Origin of the sequence: Levilactobacillus spicheri DSM 15429, from assembly GCF_001435095.1 — a bacterium.
GTDB classification, from domain to species: Bacteria; Bacillota; Bacilli; order Lactobacillales; family Lactobacillaceae; genus Levilactobacillus; species Levilactobacillus spicheri.
Genome location: NZ_AZFC01000003.1, coordinates 1 through 17635, shown reverse-complemented (window position 1 = coordinate 17635; position 17635 = coordinate 1). Strand labels below are relative to the sequence as shown.

At 43.0% G+C, this 17635-nt stretch carries 18 protein-coding genes; all 18 read right to left on the bottom strand.

What is annotated here, in order from left to right:
* Positions 1-14: 14 nt before the first annotated feature.
* On the bottom strand, positions 15-1994 hold the full coding sequence (locus tag FD37_RS12535) for a distal tail protein Dit (protein WP_162256104.1): 1980 nt from the start codon (positions 1992-1994) through the stop codon (positions 15-17).
* A 7-nt stretch (positions 1995-2001) separates the two neighbouring features.
* Entirely contained in the window at positions 2002-7422 is a 5421-nt protein-coding gene (locus tag FD37_RS01555; RefSeq protein ID WP_056962997.1) for a phage tail tip lysozyme, read from the bottom strand.
* Positions 7423-7629: 207 nt separating this feature from the next.
* Positions 7630-8031, bottom strand: coding sequence for a phage tail tube assembly chaperone (locus FD37_RS01550; RefSeq protein ID WP_056962995.1), 402 nt, complete (start codon positions 8029-8031; stop codon positions 7630-7632).
* A gap of 118 nt (positions 8032-8149) precedes the next feature.
* Positions 8150-8773, bottom strand: coding sequence for a phage tail protein (locus FD37_RS01545; RefSeq protein WP_056962993.1), 624 nt, complete (start codon positions 8771-8773; stop codon positions 8150-8152).
* A 16-nt stretch (positions 8774-8789) separates the two neighbouring features.
* Positions 8790-9164 carry a DUF806 family protein gene (locus FD37_RS01540; RefSeq protein WP_056962991.1) on the bottom strand — a complete coding sequence of 125 codons (375 nt, stop codon included), beginning with the start codon at positions 9162-9164 and terminating at the stop codon, positions 8790-8792.
* Entirely contained in the window at positions 9161-9607 is a 447-nt protein-coding gene (locus FD37_RS01535) for a hypothetical protein (protein ID WP_056962988.1), read from the bottom strand. Before FD37_RS01535 ends, FD37_RS01540 begins: the two co-directional genes overlap by 4 nt.
* Positions 9600-9956, bottom strand: coding sequence for a phage head closure protein (locus FD37_RS01530; protein ID WP_056962986.1), 357 nt, complete (start codon positions 9954-9956; stop codon positions 9600-9602). The genes FD37_RS01535 and FD37_RS01530 overlap by 8 nt, the downstream gene beginning before the upstream one ends.
* Entirely contained in the window at positions 9940-10266 is a 327-nt protein-coding gene (locus tag FD37_RS01525) for a head-tail connector protein (RefSeq protein ID WP_056962984.1), read from the bottom strand. Before FD37_RS01525 ends, FD37_RS01530 begins: the two co-directional genes overlap by 17 nt.
* Before the next feature lie 22 nt (positions 10267-10288).
* The gene (locus FD37_RS01520) at positions 10289-11521 is read right to left on the bottom strand and encodes a phage major capsid protein (protein ID WP_056962981.1); all 1233 of its coding nucleotides are present in this window, start codon (positions 11519-11521) and stop codon (positions 10289-10291) included.
* Positions 11521-12225, bottom strand: a complete 705-nt coding sequence (locus FD37_RS01515) for a head maturation protease, ClpP-related (RefSeq protein WP_056962979.1) — start codon at positions 12223-12225, stop codon at positions 11521-11523. Before FD37_RS01515 ends, FD37_RS01520 begins: the two co-directional genes overlap by 1 nt.
* Positions 12218-13372, bottom strand: a complete 1155-nt coding sequence (locus tag FD37_RS01510) for a phage portal protein (RefSeq protein WP_056962977.1) — start codon at positions 13370-13372, stop codon at positions 12218-12220. The genes FD37_RS01515 and FD37_RS01510 overlap by 8 nt, the downstream gene beginning before the upstream one ends.
* 2 nt (positions 13373-13374) lie before the next feature.
* Positions 13375-13572, bottom strand: coding sequence for a DUF1056 family protein (locus FD37_RS01505; RefSeq protein WP_056962975.1), 198 nt, complete (start codon positions 13570-13572; stop codon positions 13375-13377).
* Positions 13562-15460: a terminase large subunit gene (locus tag FD37_RS01500; RefSeq protein ID WP_056962973.1), complete on the bottom strand. Its 1899-nt coding sequence runs from the start codon at positions 15458-15460 to the stop codon at positions 13562-13564. The genes FD37_RS01505 and FD37_RS01500 overlap by 11 nt, the downstream gene beginning before the upstream one ends.
* Before the next feature lie 30 nt (positions 15461-15490).
* A complete protein-coding gene (locus FD37_RS01495) occupies positions 15491-15949 on the bottom strand; it encodes a phage terminase small subunit P27 family (protein WP_056962971.1) in 459 nt (152 codons plus the stop codon).
* A gap of 131 nt (positions 15950-16080) precedes the next feature.
* A complete protein-coding gene (locus FD37_RS12530; RefSeq protein WP_082605087.1) occupies positions 16081-16629 on the bottom strand; it encodes an NUMOD4 domain-containing protein in 549 nt (182 codons plus the stop codon).
* Positions 16629-17105, bottom strand: coding sequence for an HNH endonuclease (locus FD37_RS12525; RefSeq protein WP_186811284.1), 477 nt, complete (start codon positions 17103-17105; stop codon positions 16629-16631). The genes FD37_RS12530 and FD37_RS12525 overlap by 1 nt, the downstream gene beginning before the upstream one ends.
* Positions 17106-17124: 19 nt before the next feature.
* Positions 17125-17292 (bottom strand): hypothetical protein, encoded by a 168-nt coding sequence (locus tag FD37_RS12995; RefSeq protein ID WP_170206968.1) that lies wholly within the window; start codon positions 17290-17292, stop codon positions 17125-17127.
* Between the two features lie 109 nt (positions 17293-17401).
* Positions 17402-17635 (bottom strand): DNA-methyltransferase (locus tag FD37_RS01490; protein ID WP_162256102.1); only part of this gene is annotated, 234 nt, incomplete at its 5' end.

Sequence of the window (17635 nt, the reverse complement as noted above, 5' to 3'; positions counted from 1 at the left end):
ATCTTAGCTCCTTTCTATTTGATTGCTGGCTTATATTCAAGCGTTATATCTGCGTTTACTGGGTCCGGTGTGAAGTGCATCTCTTGGCTAACGTCTCCTTCAATAGAAGGGAAGGTAGAAAGCCATGACACATACTTATCAACGTTCCTTCCAGCCACGGTGACCGTGTTATCAGCGGAATCTATGATAATTTCTTCGCCGGCATGAGCGATTACATGAGGAATATCATCAGGGTCATCTGATCCATCTGAGGTATATATTTTGAGGTCTGTCAAGGTCTCAAAATCCGTATAATAACCAACGGCTGGCTTAACTAAGTCTTCCTTGATATCGTGCTTCATGAATGTGGCCGCTACGTTAGCCAGTGCAAAGCCAAACTTACCTGACTTATCTAATTTCTCGGTATGAATGTGGACCGTGTTGGCTGTATTAATCGAGTATGCTACCCCAGTCTTGGGATTATATTCGTTAATTTCAGCCACCCAGTTGTCATAGACTTTTCCACCAATCGTCTTCTTCTGGCGTTCCAAAGAGAACTCACCGAAAAAGTTAGAATAAGCGTCCTTGTTCATGTAACTAATTTCAGTCACATAAGTCTTAATAGTTTTTGACTTAGTCTTAACAGTTGGTTTAGAAGCTTTGGTAGACTTCTTCTTACCACCGGATTTTTTCTTAGTTACTTTCTTTTTGGTAGACTTCTTCTTTTTCTTCTTGCTAGAAGTTTTCTTAGCCGCTAACTTGAAGGCTTCCCGTTGAATGGTTGCTTGATACATTCGGGCAGATTTTGCTTTAGCTTTACTCTTAGAAGTTGATTTACCTTTTACTGTCTTAGTTAACTGGACTTTAACGTGCTCAGTCGGTCCATTATTCTTACGTCCACCCTCGTTATATAGAAGGGTGAGGTAATTACCCTTATCCTTGGTGGCATTGAAGGAACTTCCCAGTTGGACATATCCTCTGGGATACCGACCTGTTGCATAATCGGTAATACCCATTCGTCCACATACATTGCCATTGGAATCCAGTAGATAACCTTCAACCTTACCCATGGCCCGTTCATTAGCCATCCGCTTGATATGGTGGAATCTCATGGACACTTTCCAATAATTACTAATCTTGGGAATACCTTGGTGGATAATAACGGGACCGTAGAAGTCCTTGTGCTTGCCGACTGTACCCCAGTTGTAATGGCCCTTACTATCCTTAGCAACCATTAAAGCCGTTGCTGTAGCAGTTGCTTTACCATCATTTTCCCCACGGTATACCTTAATTTCTTGGGTATCCTGACCGGCTTGAAACCACGTACTCATCGAGTTGCATGGATCGTGTACCTGCAATTCTTGATGAGGCGTTAAGCTAGTGATATGACCATTAGAATCAGTAACCGTTGAACCATCATCAACGTGATACCCAACCGCTACATATTTATCCCCTAACGTGTAACCAAAATAGTACAGGTCAGTTTTTGGAATGATATGAATAATGGGTTGAACAGCAGTATTACCAGCGGGGCTGATAATCTGCTCGTTACTGGTAATCTTAATATCCCGTTGAGGTAGAAACCCCCGTGGGTCAGCCAACATGAACGTTAACGTAGTGGTACAGTCCTGAACCCCATCGTTGATAAAGGTTGGGGTAGGAATGGCGGTAAAGTGACCGTAATAGACTACCTCTGGCTGGTCATTGAACCGTAACGGGTACTGAGTATCGGCGTCATCATGGGTATTAATGAGGGATTTAGATAGGTTGTCCATTTTACGGTTGTACTCATCACGGCTGCTAGCCATGATTGTAATTGGAATATCAATCTCTTTTTCTCCGTATGAATTCCCTAAAAAAACGCCCCCATATCTACCAGGGACGTCTTGAAAGGATTCAGTGATGGTGGGAGCAATTGGCTTCGAAACGTGGTTAACTAGAATTTCTAAGTCTTTGAAACTGTTAAACCCATCCGAACCGTCTTCAGAAAACGCATAATCAAATGTATCTACCATGGCTGTCCTACTGAATACCATTTACATATCCCCTTCCTAGATTTTTACTTAACTTTGTTTTTGTGCTCATGCGGTTGTATCCGTTATAAATAGCATTGTCAGATACAACAGCGGGTACTGGATTCTGTTGACCAACAAGCAAGCTTTGCATAAGTCCAATGACTTGATCTAACTTATCCATCAACTTGTCTGAGTTCTTGTTGTCGTTACTGGATTGGGCCTCTAAGTGATCTCGCTTAGCCATAATAGCCGCCGTTTTACCCAAAAGCTCATAGCCTCTTGAAGACTTTAGCTTAGACAGTGGAATGACCATCTCCGGCATGTTTCCCTCGGAAATATGGGCCAACTTTTCTTTTTGGCTTAATCCACCATTGGCATAGCCCAAATATTTAGCAATAGTTTCGGCATGAGAAACATGTTCACCATTATAGCCACCACGTTCCCATTCACGAGAAAACTTATTGGCTAATGAAGCAACTGATCCATGGCCATTGATAACACTCCTCAAAATCGAACTATCTGAACCATCCCCATGAAAGGCAAAGTCCAATTGTGCTCCAGCATTTTTATAACTCATGTGATGTCTTGCTGCATAAGATTTCAATGCACTCAAACGTCCACCAAGCCATTGTCCTAAACCAGTAGCACCACCCCTTGGGTTAACTGAACTAGGATTTAATCCTGATTCAAATTCCCAGTTACCTAAAACGGCTGCAATACCTGCTTTAGTTGCCCCTGGGTCGATTTTCTTAATTGCTGCGGCTAATTCTTTTGCTCGATGCGCTACATCACCAGATAACCCAGTATTTCCAATATCTCCATCAAGTTCAGCTTCAAGTGGAGCAAGAAATTTCTTAACCCAAGACAGAACACCGGAACCTTTGAGTTGCTTCGTGACAAACTTGGTAAGCCCACTGGTGATCTTTTTTGCTGCCTTGTTACCATAACTACCGTGAAGTTTAGTGACATCCAACCAACCTTTAGTTGACGAACCACCATGATCCCATAGTCCTTCTGTAGTTGCTCCAATATGCACGTGAGTTCCATTAGGGCCTAGCTTAGCGATGGCTTGTCCACGCTTTACGTGGTCTCCTACATGCACAAGCAAGTCAGCACCATGAGCATTCTTGCCATTGAGTTCTTGATAAATCAGACGCAAGCGTCCGCCCTTAGTACCGATAACTTCACCGACACCATTATTGCCTAACCAACGTCCCGGCCCTGCTTCTGTAACCACAGCATCTTCTAACGCATGAACAACTTTACCGCCAGAGAAATCGACACCATCATGAATAGACATGCCGCTACTAGTAGCACCTCGGTATCCGAATCCGGATGTGATATGCCACCCAGCACCAGGCGTGTGCGCTACAGGACCACCACCGCCACTAGCGTTAGCTGCACCGTTAATCACATTCCATGCAGCAGACCACCATTTCTGGCCTTGATTCTTGATCTTATGATTGGCAATGTGCGCATATCCCTTTGCAACACCACCTTTTAGACCGCTAAAGTCTGGGTTAAAGGTTGAATTGAAACTCTTAGTAGCATTACTGGTAAAACCTGTAATGGCTTTTAGTTTGTCTTTCAAGGAACCAAACGCATTTTTAAAGAAGCTACCAACCTTGCCTACTGACTTAAACAGGCCACTAAGGAATCCCGTTCCAGACGCAAAGTGCATTAATCCCAGCTGACTCATCAGCTTAGTTTCAGACGCGTTGAGAACTTCTGCACCGGGTTCTAGAACCTTCATGGTGTTACTCCCGTGAATTAGTTCTGCATCTCCATTGGGGTGCAAAACGGCCTCCTGGTTACCAGTTTCTGGTGAGTCATGCCCATCATTGAGAACAGCTAGCGTAGGCTTAGTGATTGCACGGCGTAGGCCACTCAATACGCCCGTACCAGTTGCATAATACGAAGCCGTAATGGGGGATAGGGTGTTAGTACCGCCATATTGTTTGAACACTTGGTTCTGTCCCTTAACAGCACCTTTGTTTAGCCCACCAATTAGCTTTCCAACCCAGTTGCCAACAGTCTTCCAGATACCATGCCAAGTTGAATAATAATTGTCTTTCGTTTTGCTATTATTTTCTTTGGTATTTTGATATTGATTGGCCGATTGCTTAGTAACACCTTTATTTTGCTTATGCGCATAATAAACTGTTTTATTATACTGATCATCAGCTTTTTTAACGGTATCGTGGCGTTGCTTCTCCGCAGCTGCAATGGCATGGTCACGTTGAGCGTGTGCATGTTTCTCAATTGCCGCCCGTTGTTTCTTGGCGTAGCTAGAATTACCCTTGTACTCATCTTTGGCAGCCTTAACGGTTTCGGCATACTTCTTATAAGCGGCTCTAACAGCCGTCTTATACTGACTATTTGCATTAGACGAAACCGTCTTGCATTCCTTATTGGAATCAATCACGGCCTGTTCTAGTTGTTTTTTAGACAGCTTGCCTTTTTCCTTAGTAAGCTTTTTGATAATAGATTCTTGCTTGCTAGCAGCCAGCTTAATTTTCCCGTTAAGTGTGGTGTGCAGACGTGCTTCTTTCGCGGTCACGGAAGTGGCAAATTTAAGTTCCTGTTTTTGCAAAGCTTTCTTTTTTGCTACTTCATCTTGAGTAACTTCCTTAGAGTTTTTACCATATTTTTTCTGATCGGCTAGAATCTTACGATTCCACTTTTCGGTAAGTGATTGACGTGACTGTGCATAATACTTTGAAATGGAATTACGATCTTTTTCAGACATTGAAGATAGGCGAGTCATTTTGGACTCATTTTTTTGAATAATAGCAAGACGCTTCTGATATTCGGATTTTGTAATGTCCCCATTCTTATACAGCAGCTTAAGGTCCTTGGTATCTTGGTCAACTAATCCTTTGTAATGGCTTTTTGCAGTCTTAGTTAGTTTGTCAAAAGCAGAACCATCAGATAGCTTAGGAGCATGGATTTTCTGGAATGATAACCCTTTTTGAATAGCTTTACCTAACTTGCGACCGATTCCTTCACCAGCAAGACCACCAAGTCCAGCGCCAATGGCCGTACCAATTCCGGGAGCAATCATTGTCCCAATAGCTGCACCAGCGGCCGTGCCACCAAGTGATCCACCGGCTGCACCAACATGTGACCCAGCAGTTTTCTTAGTAGTGCCAATTAAATCGGTTCCGGCATTTAAAACATCAAATAGGCCAACTGATCCAGCAAGCACTTTACCGGCTTTAGTAACGTTCCCAAGCTCACCGAATCCATGTAGTTTAGAAGTTAAGCGACTAAGGCCCTTAGTCTTTGAGCCATATTTTTCAACACGAGTAAGTTCCTTTGCTTCCTTGCCAACGTCTCCGCCTGCTGATTCTGTCACGTCTTCAATAGCGTTCTCAGCTTTGGACACTTTACCACTGCCAGTGCTTCCGCCAATGCTTGTATCAGCATTTTCTTGGCGGGCTCGACTATTACGATTAAGGGCGGCTGTTTCTTCATCAATAGCCGCTTTTTCCTTTTTTAAGCCAAATATTTCAGCAGCTTTGCCAAAAATATCCTTAAAGCCTTGAACGGTCCTCAGCCCTTTGTTGAAAGCCTTAAGCCCCTTACTAGCAACAAACCAAGTTGCGGCAAATTTAGCGAACGTGTCGGCATTACCACCGATCAGCTTAACAAATGGCTTCAATAGGAAATTGGCAATTTTTAACGAATCAATCAGCGTCTTAAAACCAATTCCGCCTAAACTCTTAAGAGTTACCAATAAATCTTTGATTTCAGGAGCATTTCTGGCAATTGACTTCGAGGCATCAGTAACTCCCTTAGCCAATGAGTTCATCGCACGATTCATAGCTTGCGGGGCTGATTTAATACCGAACGCTTGTGCAAATGCCTTTGTAATCGTGTTGATTCCTTGGCTAGCAGACCGCCCCACTTTAGTGAATTCTTTGTCCGTTCGCGGATCAGAAACCCATTTAGCCACCGCCGCATATAACGGATTCTTAGCCGTCATAATTGGTTTCTCCATATCACCTAATAACGCGGGCACACGTGCTTTGATAGTTCGTTCCATGCCCACCATCGTTTTAAGCATATTGTCCGCAGCTTTATCATACTTTCCAGATCCTAATTGATTGAATGTTTTTTCAATATCATTAGCTGAAATTTTACCGGACTTTGCCATGGCAGCTAAATCTGCTACAGTGACTTTCTTTCCGTGATGAACTTGTGTTTCATACTTTGCCAATTGTTCCCGGAACATCGGGAAATATTGGCTAATTTGGTTAAGCATACCGGCATTAGCCTTACCACGGGATAAACCGTTGACCATGTCTTGTGTAACTGCTTGAATTTGCTGACTGTTCAATCCAACGGCATCAGACATGTTTAACATCGATTTAGTTAGCTCATCAGATTCTTTTTTGCTGGAATGCAAATGATAGAACCCTTGTTCTAACTCATTAACAACGTCCACGGCCTGACCTGTCTTGACTGACAATTCATTAATTGTTTTAACCATCGAATCAGATTTTTTTGCTGTCCCCGTCAAGGTTAGCCAAGTGGCCTGCATTTTTTGCTGTTCTTTTTCGTAATCAGCACCCGCTTTAATGGCATCACTAATATGATTAGTCAATGATTGCCATGCGTTAATGACACCGCTAGCCAATAAGTGTGCTCCGAATATCTTGCCAAACAAATGGTCAGCTTTTTCTGTCTTATGGTTAGCACGATCAGTAGCAGCAATCAACCGGTTAATTCCTGTCGGATGAAGTCTATTATCCTCTTTGCGAACGTCTGCTAGCTCCGTCTTAGTGTGAGCCAGCTTAGTGCCTAGTTCATTGACCCGAATGGACTGCTTGCGGTACTCATCAGAGCTTTTTCCGCTAGCTTCCGCCACCTGATTAAGCCGCTGCTTTTCGATAGCCAGCTGTTTGTTCATGCCAGAATAAGATTCTTGTAGTCCCTTATGCTTAGCGGTAACTGCGTCAGCCGTACGCCCTTCGGCCTGTAGTCGTTCTACAAATGCTTTGCTGGCTTGCGTTGCCAATTGGGTACTACGCTGAACGTCAAGAACACCAGATTTAAAAAGTTCAGCAGATTTCTTAGCGCGTTCCTGTTGCGCCGACAAATTGCTAATCTCAGTTTTTGCTCGCTTAATCTGATTCTCATATCGCACATAGGCCGAACGCCCCTTTTCGGTGTCCATGTCCAGACCTTTTTGCTGTTCTCGCAGTTTTTTAATAACGGCCTCTTGGCCGGAGATGGCTCGCTTGGCGTCAACTACTTTACTGGCATAAGCCTTCATGGCGTCACCGCCGGACTTTATCTCAGTAAAGTTAGACTTCATAGCCGTCTTTAACAGCTTGGCTTCATTACGTAGCTCCTTTAAAGAGCGTGTCATACCACCGTCATCAAGATCGATGCCAAACTTATAGCCTTGAATCTCTTCCATTTTTGTTCCTCCTTTCTTACATGTTTCCTGGGGTAATTCCTAACCGTTTAAGCATTTCCATTGGGTCTTCTGGCCGTTCGTCAGGATCACGAGCTTGGAGAATTTCTTGCATCCGGTGAAAATTAGCATCGTCAAACTCATCAGGAGACATGCCCTTATTGACCATCAGTTGCTGCGCATAGTAATCAAAGTCTTCGATTTGATTTTCTAACTCTCGGATGCGTTTTCGCTGTCTGATTTTGGGTCCGGTTCGTCCTCCTTGTCTGTATCTTCGGCATTCGGGTTAATGTCCGACAAAGCATATTGCAAACGACCTGAAAGCTCGCCAATTTCATCATTGGTTAAATCTTCTAATCGATCTTGTTGCTTTTTGTTAAGGCCTAAAGTGGTTGTCAAAAATTCTTCTGTCTTATCTAATAACTCGATTGCTTGATCATGTTCTTTTTGCAAATCATCAAACGTTTGTAGCTCTTTATCTTCGCTTGAAAACGCTTTGGCTTGAATTAATTGTAAATTCCAAATCTTGCGCATATTACGATTGCTAGGCTTAATTTTTTTTGCTTCGTTTAGGCCGATTTCAGGCGCTGAAAATTCAATGTATTCAATCATAAGTATTTCCTTTCATAATAAAAAAGCCGCCCCATTCGGTATTGTTAGCTTTCTCAGGCGACTACTATTTAGTTACTTAGCATTAACAGTTACATGGCTTGAATCCGTGCTAACTGAATTAACCGTTGGTTGGGCTACTCGCTGGTGTTACACCAAAGATTTCTTGATCAATGATGCTTTGATTAAACCCAGTCTCACCATCGTAGTAAATCTTGCCGACATGATTGTCATCATTGGCAAATGGTGTATAAGTCAGTGCGTCGTTGACTCGTGTTTGGTTTTCGCTGTTAGTCCCTAGTGATAAATCACCAGCGGTGACGTATCCGTCGTAGAATCCGAAGTGAATACCACCACCAGCAACTGTTTCTGAAACGATTTCTACCGCTACATCGACTGGGTGACCTTCAAGATCGTAACCACCTTTGCCATCAGATTCCCGTCCCAAAATAGCTGCCAGCACATCATGAGCCAAGAAGTTAATTGTCAATGCAACACTTGGTTGAGCCTTACCGACTGAAATATCGGCAACAGAGTTGTTCCCCCAAATGCGGGTAACAGAAGGTGCCAGCCCGGATAGGGCCGCACTAGCAACACCACCATCTGTAGACGTCGTAACCTTGTAAATTCCATTAGCATCAGCACCTGGAATCCCAGAAGTTAACGCTTTGCCAGTCGTAGCATCTAATAATGCAAAGCGAGCATAGGAAACACCTACATACCCGCCGTCTTTTGCTTTTGCCATGTTAAATATCTCTCCTTTATTTTTTGTGATTGAATTTTAAAGTTGCCATCAATTGACCATCATCTGGGGTCAAAATATGACCATTATCGCTAAAACAGTAATAACGATCTGAACGCATTACTTGTTTTAACTGATTTTCTAAGTCGTCCATATCACCGACATAATCTTTCGGATAGTAAATTTGAATCTGAGCTTGCTGCTGTAGATAGGTAGCCTCATTGTCACCATATCCAGACTCATTGTTTGAGATTTCTGTAATTAAAAAGACGGGCTTATCGTCCGTCCAATCATTGGCTTTAATTCCGAATGTATGAATCTGGTCACTACTAACGTTTGGCAACTTTTCAATAGAGTTAACAATTACCTGACGAATCTCACTGGCTAACGTCACTGGCTATGCACCTTCTTATCCATCGTTGCTTTTAACGAATCAGCTACAGCCTTGCCAACTTCTCCTTTAGCTTCACGTTGCGTTGCTTCCCAAAAATGCTTTCCTGCTACAGGATCATAATTTGATTGCTTAGCACGGCCGCCTGGTGGCTTCGGAATCCAACCATCATTGATGATTCTAGCCACGTAACCCTTCATGCTTTTCTTAGTAAAACCAACATCGACCGACCCATTCGCATGTTCCACATTAATCAGGGAATCGCGCAGATGAGCTGTTTCTCCCTTACGCAAATTAAATCGATAAGGAACTTTGGGCTTCATAATTTGGGCGAATTTTTTTGCCCCAGCTTTGTTGGCTTGAAACCGTTCTTCACGCCCAAACCCATCCGCAAGATCGTCTAGCAATTGGTCAAAAGATGTCTCATTGCTAATGTGACTAGCCATGCTTAGTCACCACTCGATGGCACGTGATTAAATCAAAGCCTTCATTTTGTAAGCCGTCATCCGCCGCAATACTGTCAATCTTGTACAGATCAGATCCGCGCTGAACTTGCAACGTCTCGTTAACGGCTGAATTATGCCGAATAAAAAAGACCACCGCATTGATGATCCCAGCTCCAGCTATGGTTAATTGCTGTTGCACGTTCAGTGACCATTGGCCCGCCCAACAGCTGAAATCTGGCGAAAATTGTTGAATTGGCGTGCCAGTATTCGGGTTAATCTCGCCAGTATCGGCATCATGACCAAAGGAGATACGGAAAGTCATTCGCGAAGGATTAATTGCTTTGGCCATCAGTGTTCGCCTCCATTTTAAGATCATAGAGCCCTCTCAGTTGCCCAATGATTGAATCAACCGGTAGATTAATACTAATTGCTGTGGTCGGAATCAAAGAGCTGCGGTAGTTATAATAGGCTGAGGCTAATGCCAGCACAGCAGTGTTAAACAAATCAACCACGCTGGCATCATCATAGAAGCTGTCTGATTCCGTGCCAACTGCTTGTGTGATATAGCTTTTTGCCGTATTTAAATATCCGGTCAGAAGTTGATCATCGTCATCACCATCTAGGCGTAGCGATAGTTTGAGGTCATCTAGTGTTGGCATTTAACCACCTCCTTACTAATTATTACTTACCAGGTGTGGTTGTAGAACCTGCTGCAAAGTTCGCTGGTTGGTCAGCAATTTTACTGAACGAACCTGCAACAAAGGCTTCCGTATCAGTAGCTTCAACATCAAAACGATCAATCACACGAATCTTAGTTTGATCCTTTTCGAAGGCGCCAGCTCCGATATTAGTAGTTAACAATGACGCATTTTCTCGGTCAAATAAAGTAACCGCTTGTGATAAGTCGCCATAATACAATGGATAAACTGGTGCCGCTGTCGTCCCATTATTTGGCAACCACTTGTCAGCAATCATAACCACTCGCTTACCGCGGACAATCATGCGGTCCGGCTGGGTTGGATCTGGTTGCAATAGGTAATTTCCCATAGCGTCCTTAACCTTGCATAACTCATTGTATCCTGACGTGTTCGTCAACAAGAACGATGTTGCCTTAATTGCTGGGTCAACAGCCGTGTTGATCATATCAATGATGTCATCAAACTTAGCTAAGGTTGGCTTCTTTGGCGCATTATTCATGGCTTCAATAATCTTAGTGTTACGACTAACAACAACCTTTTTAGCAATCCATTGGGTAAGCCATGCCATAAGGTTGTCCGCAGTATCTTTCAATAATGAATTTGTTGCCGTCGTAATTCCACCATAACGATGAATTACATACTTAATCAAAGTAAGCTTTGGATCATCATTATCACCAATGGTGGCTGTTTCATCATCTAAATCAATTAATGGAGTGACATCTGACCATTTTTCAAAAACTCGTGATCCCGTCTGGGTGCTAACAGCTTCCCGATTAACATATTGTTGAAGGTTGTCATATTGGCGAACCAATGTGTTAATGGCCGTTTGAATGTCTTGAGGGATAGTCAAACCAATTGCGTTTCCAGCTTCGTCGGTAGAAGAAGTTACCAAGTTCATAACTTTAGGGTCACCTTTAATCATGCCTTGGAAGTTCTTAATGAACTTGGCTTTGATGTCTTCTTCGTCATCATCAAGTGGGGTCTTATTCTTATCATCCATATTGGCAATTTCTTGCGCCTTACGTTCTTCTTCAAGTTGTGTGTGTAAGGCGTCACGACGAGCAACCGCGTTATCCCGTTCTGCAGTCATGTTTTTGAATTCTTCTTGGTTAAATTTATCATCTAAAACGGCAGCATTAAGCTTGTCATTCAAATCCGATACCTTTTGCCCTTGGGCAATCCAGGCATCGTTTAAGTCATTAATATTCGTAGCCATTAGTTGGCCTCCTCTTTATTTTTACCCATCAAAATAGCCAACTTGCTTTGCATAAGTGCATTAGCAGGTTGGCTTTCTTTAGGTTGTGTAGGTTTGGGTTGTGACTTGGAAATCAGGTTCATAAATTTGTTGATTGCCGCTTTGGAAGGAATCTCTGAAACTGAGTTGGTAAATTGAGGTTGCTTATCATCGACAAACATAATCTCGTCAGCAAAGCCTTTATCCACTGCATCTTGTGCCGTCATCCAAGTCTCGTTTGCCATTAATTGCAACACATCCTCCGCGGCCATGCCAGTCTTAGCAACATAGGCTGCAACGATAGACTGATCAATGCTATCTAACACATTCGACTCATGCGACAGGTCATCCGCGTTTCCTTGGACACCTGACCATGCCTTATGAATCATAATTTGTGCCGTTGGTGAGATGGAGACTTTGTCCCCAGCCATAGCGATCACGCTCGCAGCGCTAGCTGCTAATCCTTGCACATTAACCATGACATTTCCCTGATAATTTTTTAACATCGTGTAAATTTCACTAGCAGCGAACACATCGCCACCGTTAGACGCAATGTCAACTTCTACATCATCATTAGGCCCTGCGCTATCTAACACATCAGACACGCCGGCTGGTGATACCGCTGGCATACCGAAAAATTGATAGAATGCCGCTGTTTCATTGTCGACCACGTCACCTTTAATCATTACCTTCTTCGTTGTTGTCACCTCCTTCCACTGATTGAATAGCTTCTGGCATATCTGCAGGGAAGTATCCCAATTGTTGCAGTACCCATGTCGCTTGATTATTAGCAATTGTGCCGTCCTTAGCTAATCCAGATAGTGTCGTAGCAAAAGCATCGCCTAATGGATCAATTGCCGGCCGTAAATTGGCGGTGATAGTCGCGTTCAGCTTGTTGTCTAGCTCCGATACAATACATTGCATATAACGGTTTAGCGCATTGGCGTACATGCCTTTAATCTGGTCAATGTTGCTTTGCTGATCACCTTGACCGTTTAAATAACTATCAGGAATACCGAATACCTTTGCAATCTGCTTGCTGGTCCAATCAGTCTGGCTTAGAAGCTTAGTTACATCAGCCTTCATCTCGAGTGGCTTATATTCTTCCAGCTCATCAATTACAACTGGGCCGCCATTTGACTTATTGACCTGCCTCATAAAGTTACGTGATCGACTAGCTTTCATTTTTTCACTCAACAGGCCGCCATGCTGAATAGATAGCACACCAGGCGCGCTTATCGAACGCGCTAAAGCAGCTAAGGTTAAGTCATTGGAAGCGTCCTTAATCTGTAGCTCACTAGTTAGCGCTTCTAAGGGGCTAATACCTGTTTGACCGCCGTTAATACCAGTTAACCGAATATGAATCATGTCGCCCTGTGGTACGTATTGCCGTACACCCAATTGGGTTTCATCAAACGTTACGGTATAAGTTAAGCCGCTTCCATCTTCCAGCAAGTACGTTTCAACTTGACTGGGTCGCAAGTATTCCCAACGAATATCTAACCCGTTGCTATTGCGCCATCGGTAAGCAAAACATTCGCCGCCTAGTAGTAGCTGGGCAAACATTGATTGCCAGAACGCATGACCATTGGCGGTACTACTGGGATTGTTCAGGATGCCTTGCGCTCGTGGCATGTTAGCACTAAGTTGTACCGTTGCTAGATCGCCAGATAATTGACTGACTACCGAATAAATATCAGAATTTTTCAAAGCATCCGTCGCGCTAACATAGTCACGTTGACCATTGGGGGTTAAGAAATTAACAATATCGTCATCTTCAACGGGCACACTTTGTACTTGGTTCTTAATCTCAGGTGGTCTGAAAACTGGCATTTTTAATCACCTCCTTTATTCTGGGACGTGTTAATCACTTCTGACAGCCAGCCAATTACAAAAAGTGTCACCGCTACTGCCATGACACCCCAAGGCTTGCCAAATAAAAATGCCCCGTAATCCGCCACAATCAGGGCGCTTACGAAGCATAGAAAGTCGAAATAGTGCCAAATCATGGCAAAAAAGCGTTTAAAAATCATCAATGTCATCTCCTAACAGCCCCGACTCTGGATTCTTAAACCATGCTAAGACCTGTTCCTTAGTCATACGTTCCACTTGCTTATCAGGATTGTTCACGTCTGAAAAGTCTTCAAAGTGATACATGGCTTGGAATAAGGCATCAATCAGCGCATCAACCACATCAATTTTTAACGTGGCTTTAGCCTTATCGACCTGAATGCCAATCTTATCTTCATAGATTTCTGCATTCAGTAGTGCCTTTTCCATAATCCGGTCATCTAATCGATCAACCGATCCCTCAACAAACATCTTTTGTAAGAACTTGGTAGGGTCTTTAAGCTCACTGGTTCTTTGACGAATAGCTTCTAACGGCCAGCCAGAATTAAGTTCCAGCTGTTTAATAGCTGGTGTGGCTCCCCAGGCGTCATAGCCAAAAAAGACTACTTCTAATCGGTGACGCTCTACAAAATTGAGCAGCCATTGATAGACTTGTTCGTCATTAATCAGTCCCTGCGGGTGACTACTGATCGTACAGAAACCTTTTTGAGCTAAATTGCGATAATTAATGCCATCTTGCTTCTCTTTAGCTTCAATCGATCCGGCCTTTTGCCACGGGATAAAACTATGCTGATAAATAAACCAACGTGGCTTGCCCTTAGCATCCTGATAGGGAAACACAAATGCCAAAGCGGTATTATCGCTAAACATTGAGTAGTCAAAGCCAATGTAGACTTGACGCTCATCAAAACTAAACGATGGAACAATGGCTTTTTCAACATCAGGAAGTTTTAAAAAGCTGTCCACTGATTGCTCTAGCCAAAGGTTAAGGTTCTTGTTCTGAAAATCATTAATTGTGCCTGACAACGCGTCAGAATCACGCTTATCTGTCAGCCCGTTCATTAAGACTTCATACTGGCTTGGCAGATCAAGTAAGGGATTGCTTTTTACCCAAGTTTCAGGCTTAAACGTCTCGTCTAAACTGTCTTGGGCCCAAATCAGGCCTAAGTAAGTATCAGCATCACGCAAGTAATCCTGTTCCATGGCTTGTTGAATCATACGTTCATCATCATGGAATGGCACGGTTGGATCGGGATAAGCTGTTGAAATCTGAACAAATTGCTTATTACGCACCTTAACTTGGCCTGAAACGATTTTAGAAATCTTTTGCCGTGTTTTTACTTCGCCAATTTCATCAAAAATAGCCGTTGTAAAGTGAAAAGAGTCATATTGTCCAGCTTCATGACTAATCGCCCGTAACTTGTTATTAGTCTTACTCATCGTGACTTGATCGGCCTGCGAGGAAAGTGTCCGTGTATCTAATCCACTATCATGCATTAGCGTTTTAAACGGCTCAATGGTTGCAATCTTGGCTAACATCGACTTAATGTACCCCAGAATCTTACTCGTCTGCTTGTAATTAATAGATGATACCAAATAATCTTGGTTTGATAATCCTAGAGATTCAATTAAGAAACTATAAGCTGTAAGAATCGCCATAAGGTAGGTTTTTCCAGCACCACGAGCAACTGAAACAATGGCTCGTGAGAAACGTTTGCCGCCGTCATCATTCCGCCAACCAATCAGCATAGCCATAATGAATTTCTGCCACGGCATCAGTTTAGTTGGCTCGCCGGTATCGACATTTGGACAGATAGCGGCAAATTTAAGCACTTGGTCTACTTTCTTAACCGAATAAGTAAAGGGAAATTCAACGCTACCTTGCCGTTGCAAGTCTCGGATATGGCGAAAAGCAGCTAACTTAATCAGATAGCCAGTAGTTGCCTTCTGATCTAAAACATCAAAAGCATATTGTGTCCCTGCGTCTGTGTATTCGTCACGAATACTTTTTACATCAAGCCCACGGTATGCTCCTAACACATCATGGGATTGAGTAAGGTCAATATTCATAAGATCACCCCCTTTCACAAGTAGTCTTTTTTATTCTCCTAGAAATTCTTTCATGCGGTCACTAATGCTTCGCTCGTCTTTGTGGTCATCTAAGTTTAACTTGAGCAAATCGCTACGCGACTTAGGAGATAGTCCCAACTCAGCGCCTAACTTCGTTAGATTTTTAACGGCTGAATCATAGATTTGAGTCATAGGATTACGCTTATAACCTGTAAAGTCCTGACCGATTTTTTTACCAGTCTGGTCTTGCAACGTCTTATAGATTGCTTGGACTTCACCGTTCTTTCGAATGTGCTTATACGCATTGCGGTAAATCTCATATTGAGAAGCATATTGTTCCACAAGTCCGCTATCAATGCGTTTAACTGGGGTGTTATCCTCTAAAAAAGGCACTAATCGACGCCAAACGACCTTAGCTTGCCGTCCTAAGTAAGCTGGCGGTGTGCGCGTTAATTGACCGTTGTTGACGTCTTTATCCGTTTTTTTCATTTTCTCTGTCTCCTTTCATTATTGGGTGACCCCCCCTACCTAAAAAGTTTAAAAAAACGTTTGCGTCACAAAATGAGGGTTATGTGCGGCTCTCTCCTGTTTAAAACAAGGCGGGGGGGATTTTTATTGTTTTATTTCGGCTGCAACCTTTCAAAATACCAACTAAATTTTTGTCCTTTAAAAAAGTAGCTTATTTTTCCTTCTTTCAAGCCTTTAACTATTTTGTCTCTACCAATATGCAATTCTGAAGCGGCCGTATCTTTTGAGTAAAACAGGCTGCTCTCGTGAGTTAAACAATTAATAGCTTTAAAAGGCTCTCCTTTGGTATGCGACAATTTAACATTGTGATCTCCATAATTGACATTATATTTTCTTGAGCACCATTCAAGATTAGATGCTCTATTGTTTCCAGGATTCATATCTTTATGGTTTATTTCAAGAAAACTATTAGGATTGTCAACGAATGCCGTTGCCACAAGTCGATGAACATAACATCTTCTTTTAGAATTAGGCTTGCAAAGCATAACACTGTAATAACCATTTCCATTATTAGTAGGGCTTAGAACCTTTCCCCAAGTTATTCGTCCTAGTCTATCAAAGCGGTCTAAACTTCTGATTCTGCCATATGAACTGACCTCATAAAGATTCTTGTAATCGTCAACTGTCTTCCAGTGTTCCATTAAATATGTTCCTTTCTCATTAACAAAACTATCTTCTTAATATCATCTACTGGTTTTGCGTCTGTTAACACGTTGTCTTTCCCACATCCGTAATACTTTTGCTCAAACCGAGTTTTAAGTGCGTGACACTGTCTGCATATAACAACAAGATTATTTATGTTAGCTTTATCATTTGGAAAAGCTTCTATAGGTCGTAAATGGTCGACTGTCTTAGCTGGTGTGATAATGCCTTGCACTTTACAGTAAGCACACAAGTAATGGTCACGCTCTAGGACTTGTTGCCTTAGATGTGACCATTGCCTTGTCCGATAGAAGTTATATTGCTGGCGCTTGTCCTCATTACGATTACGTATAACTGTGTTGTACTTGTGCGTGTAATGCTTATCGTGGCTACGTGCCCAACGCTCACGGCTTGCTAGGTACTCTGCTTCATGCTCATAATGCTGTTGGCAATAATGATCTGGTAAGTTAACCATGGCATGGCACCCTGGTTGTCTACAGCGTCTTACTCTTGGCATGATCACCACCACCTTTGTGTAAATTAAAAGCGCCATGCTTCTTAGCACGACGCTCACGTTTCTTCTTATCAGCCAACCAACGCTCTAAGTCATGATAGCAGTGATCCTCTGTTGGGCTAACGTAGCCATATTCAGTGTGTTGCATGTAGCCACACTCCCAACACGATAATGAGTAGCACCATCAGCAGGCCGAATATTAAGTTGTCCCGTTGATAGTTTCTCATTGCCATTCCTCCAAATTAAAAGGCCACCTCCTACTTCTGTGCTTCTTCAATGCGGTGCTTAGCCACATCAAAGTAATGCGGGTCCATCTCCATGCCAATGAAGTTCCGACCGGTCTCAACGCAACTGACCCCCGTCGACCCGGACCCCATGCAGTTGTCTAGGACAACATCGCCGGGGTTCGTGTAGGTCTTGATCAGGTAGTCCAGCAGTTTTACCGGTTTTTGTGTCGGATGGTCCGTTTTCTCTTTTGAATTATTGGCGAC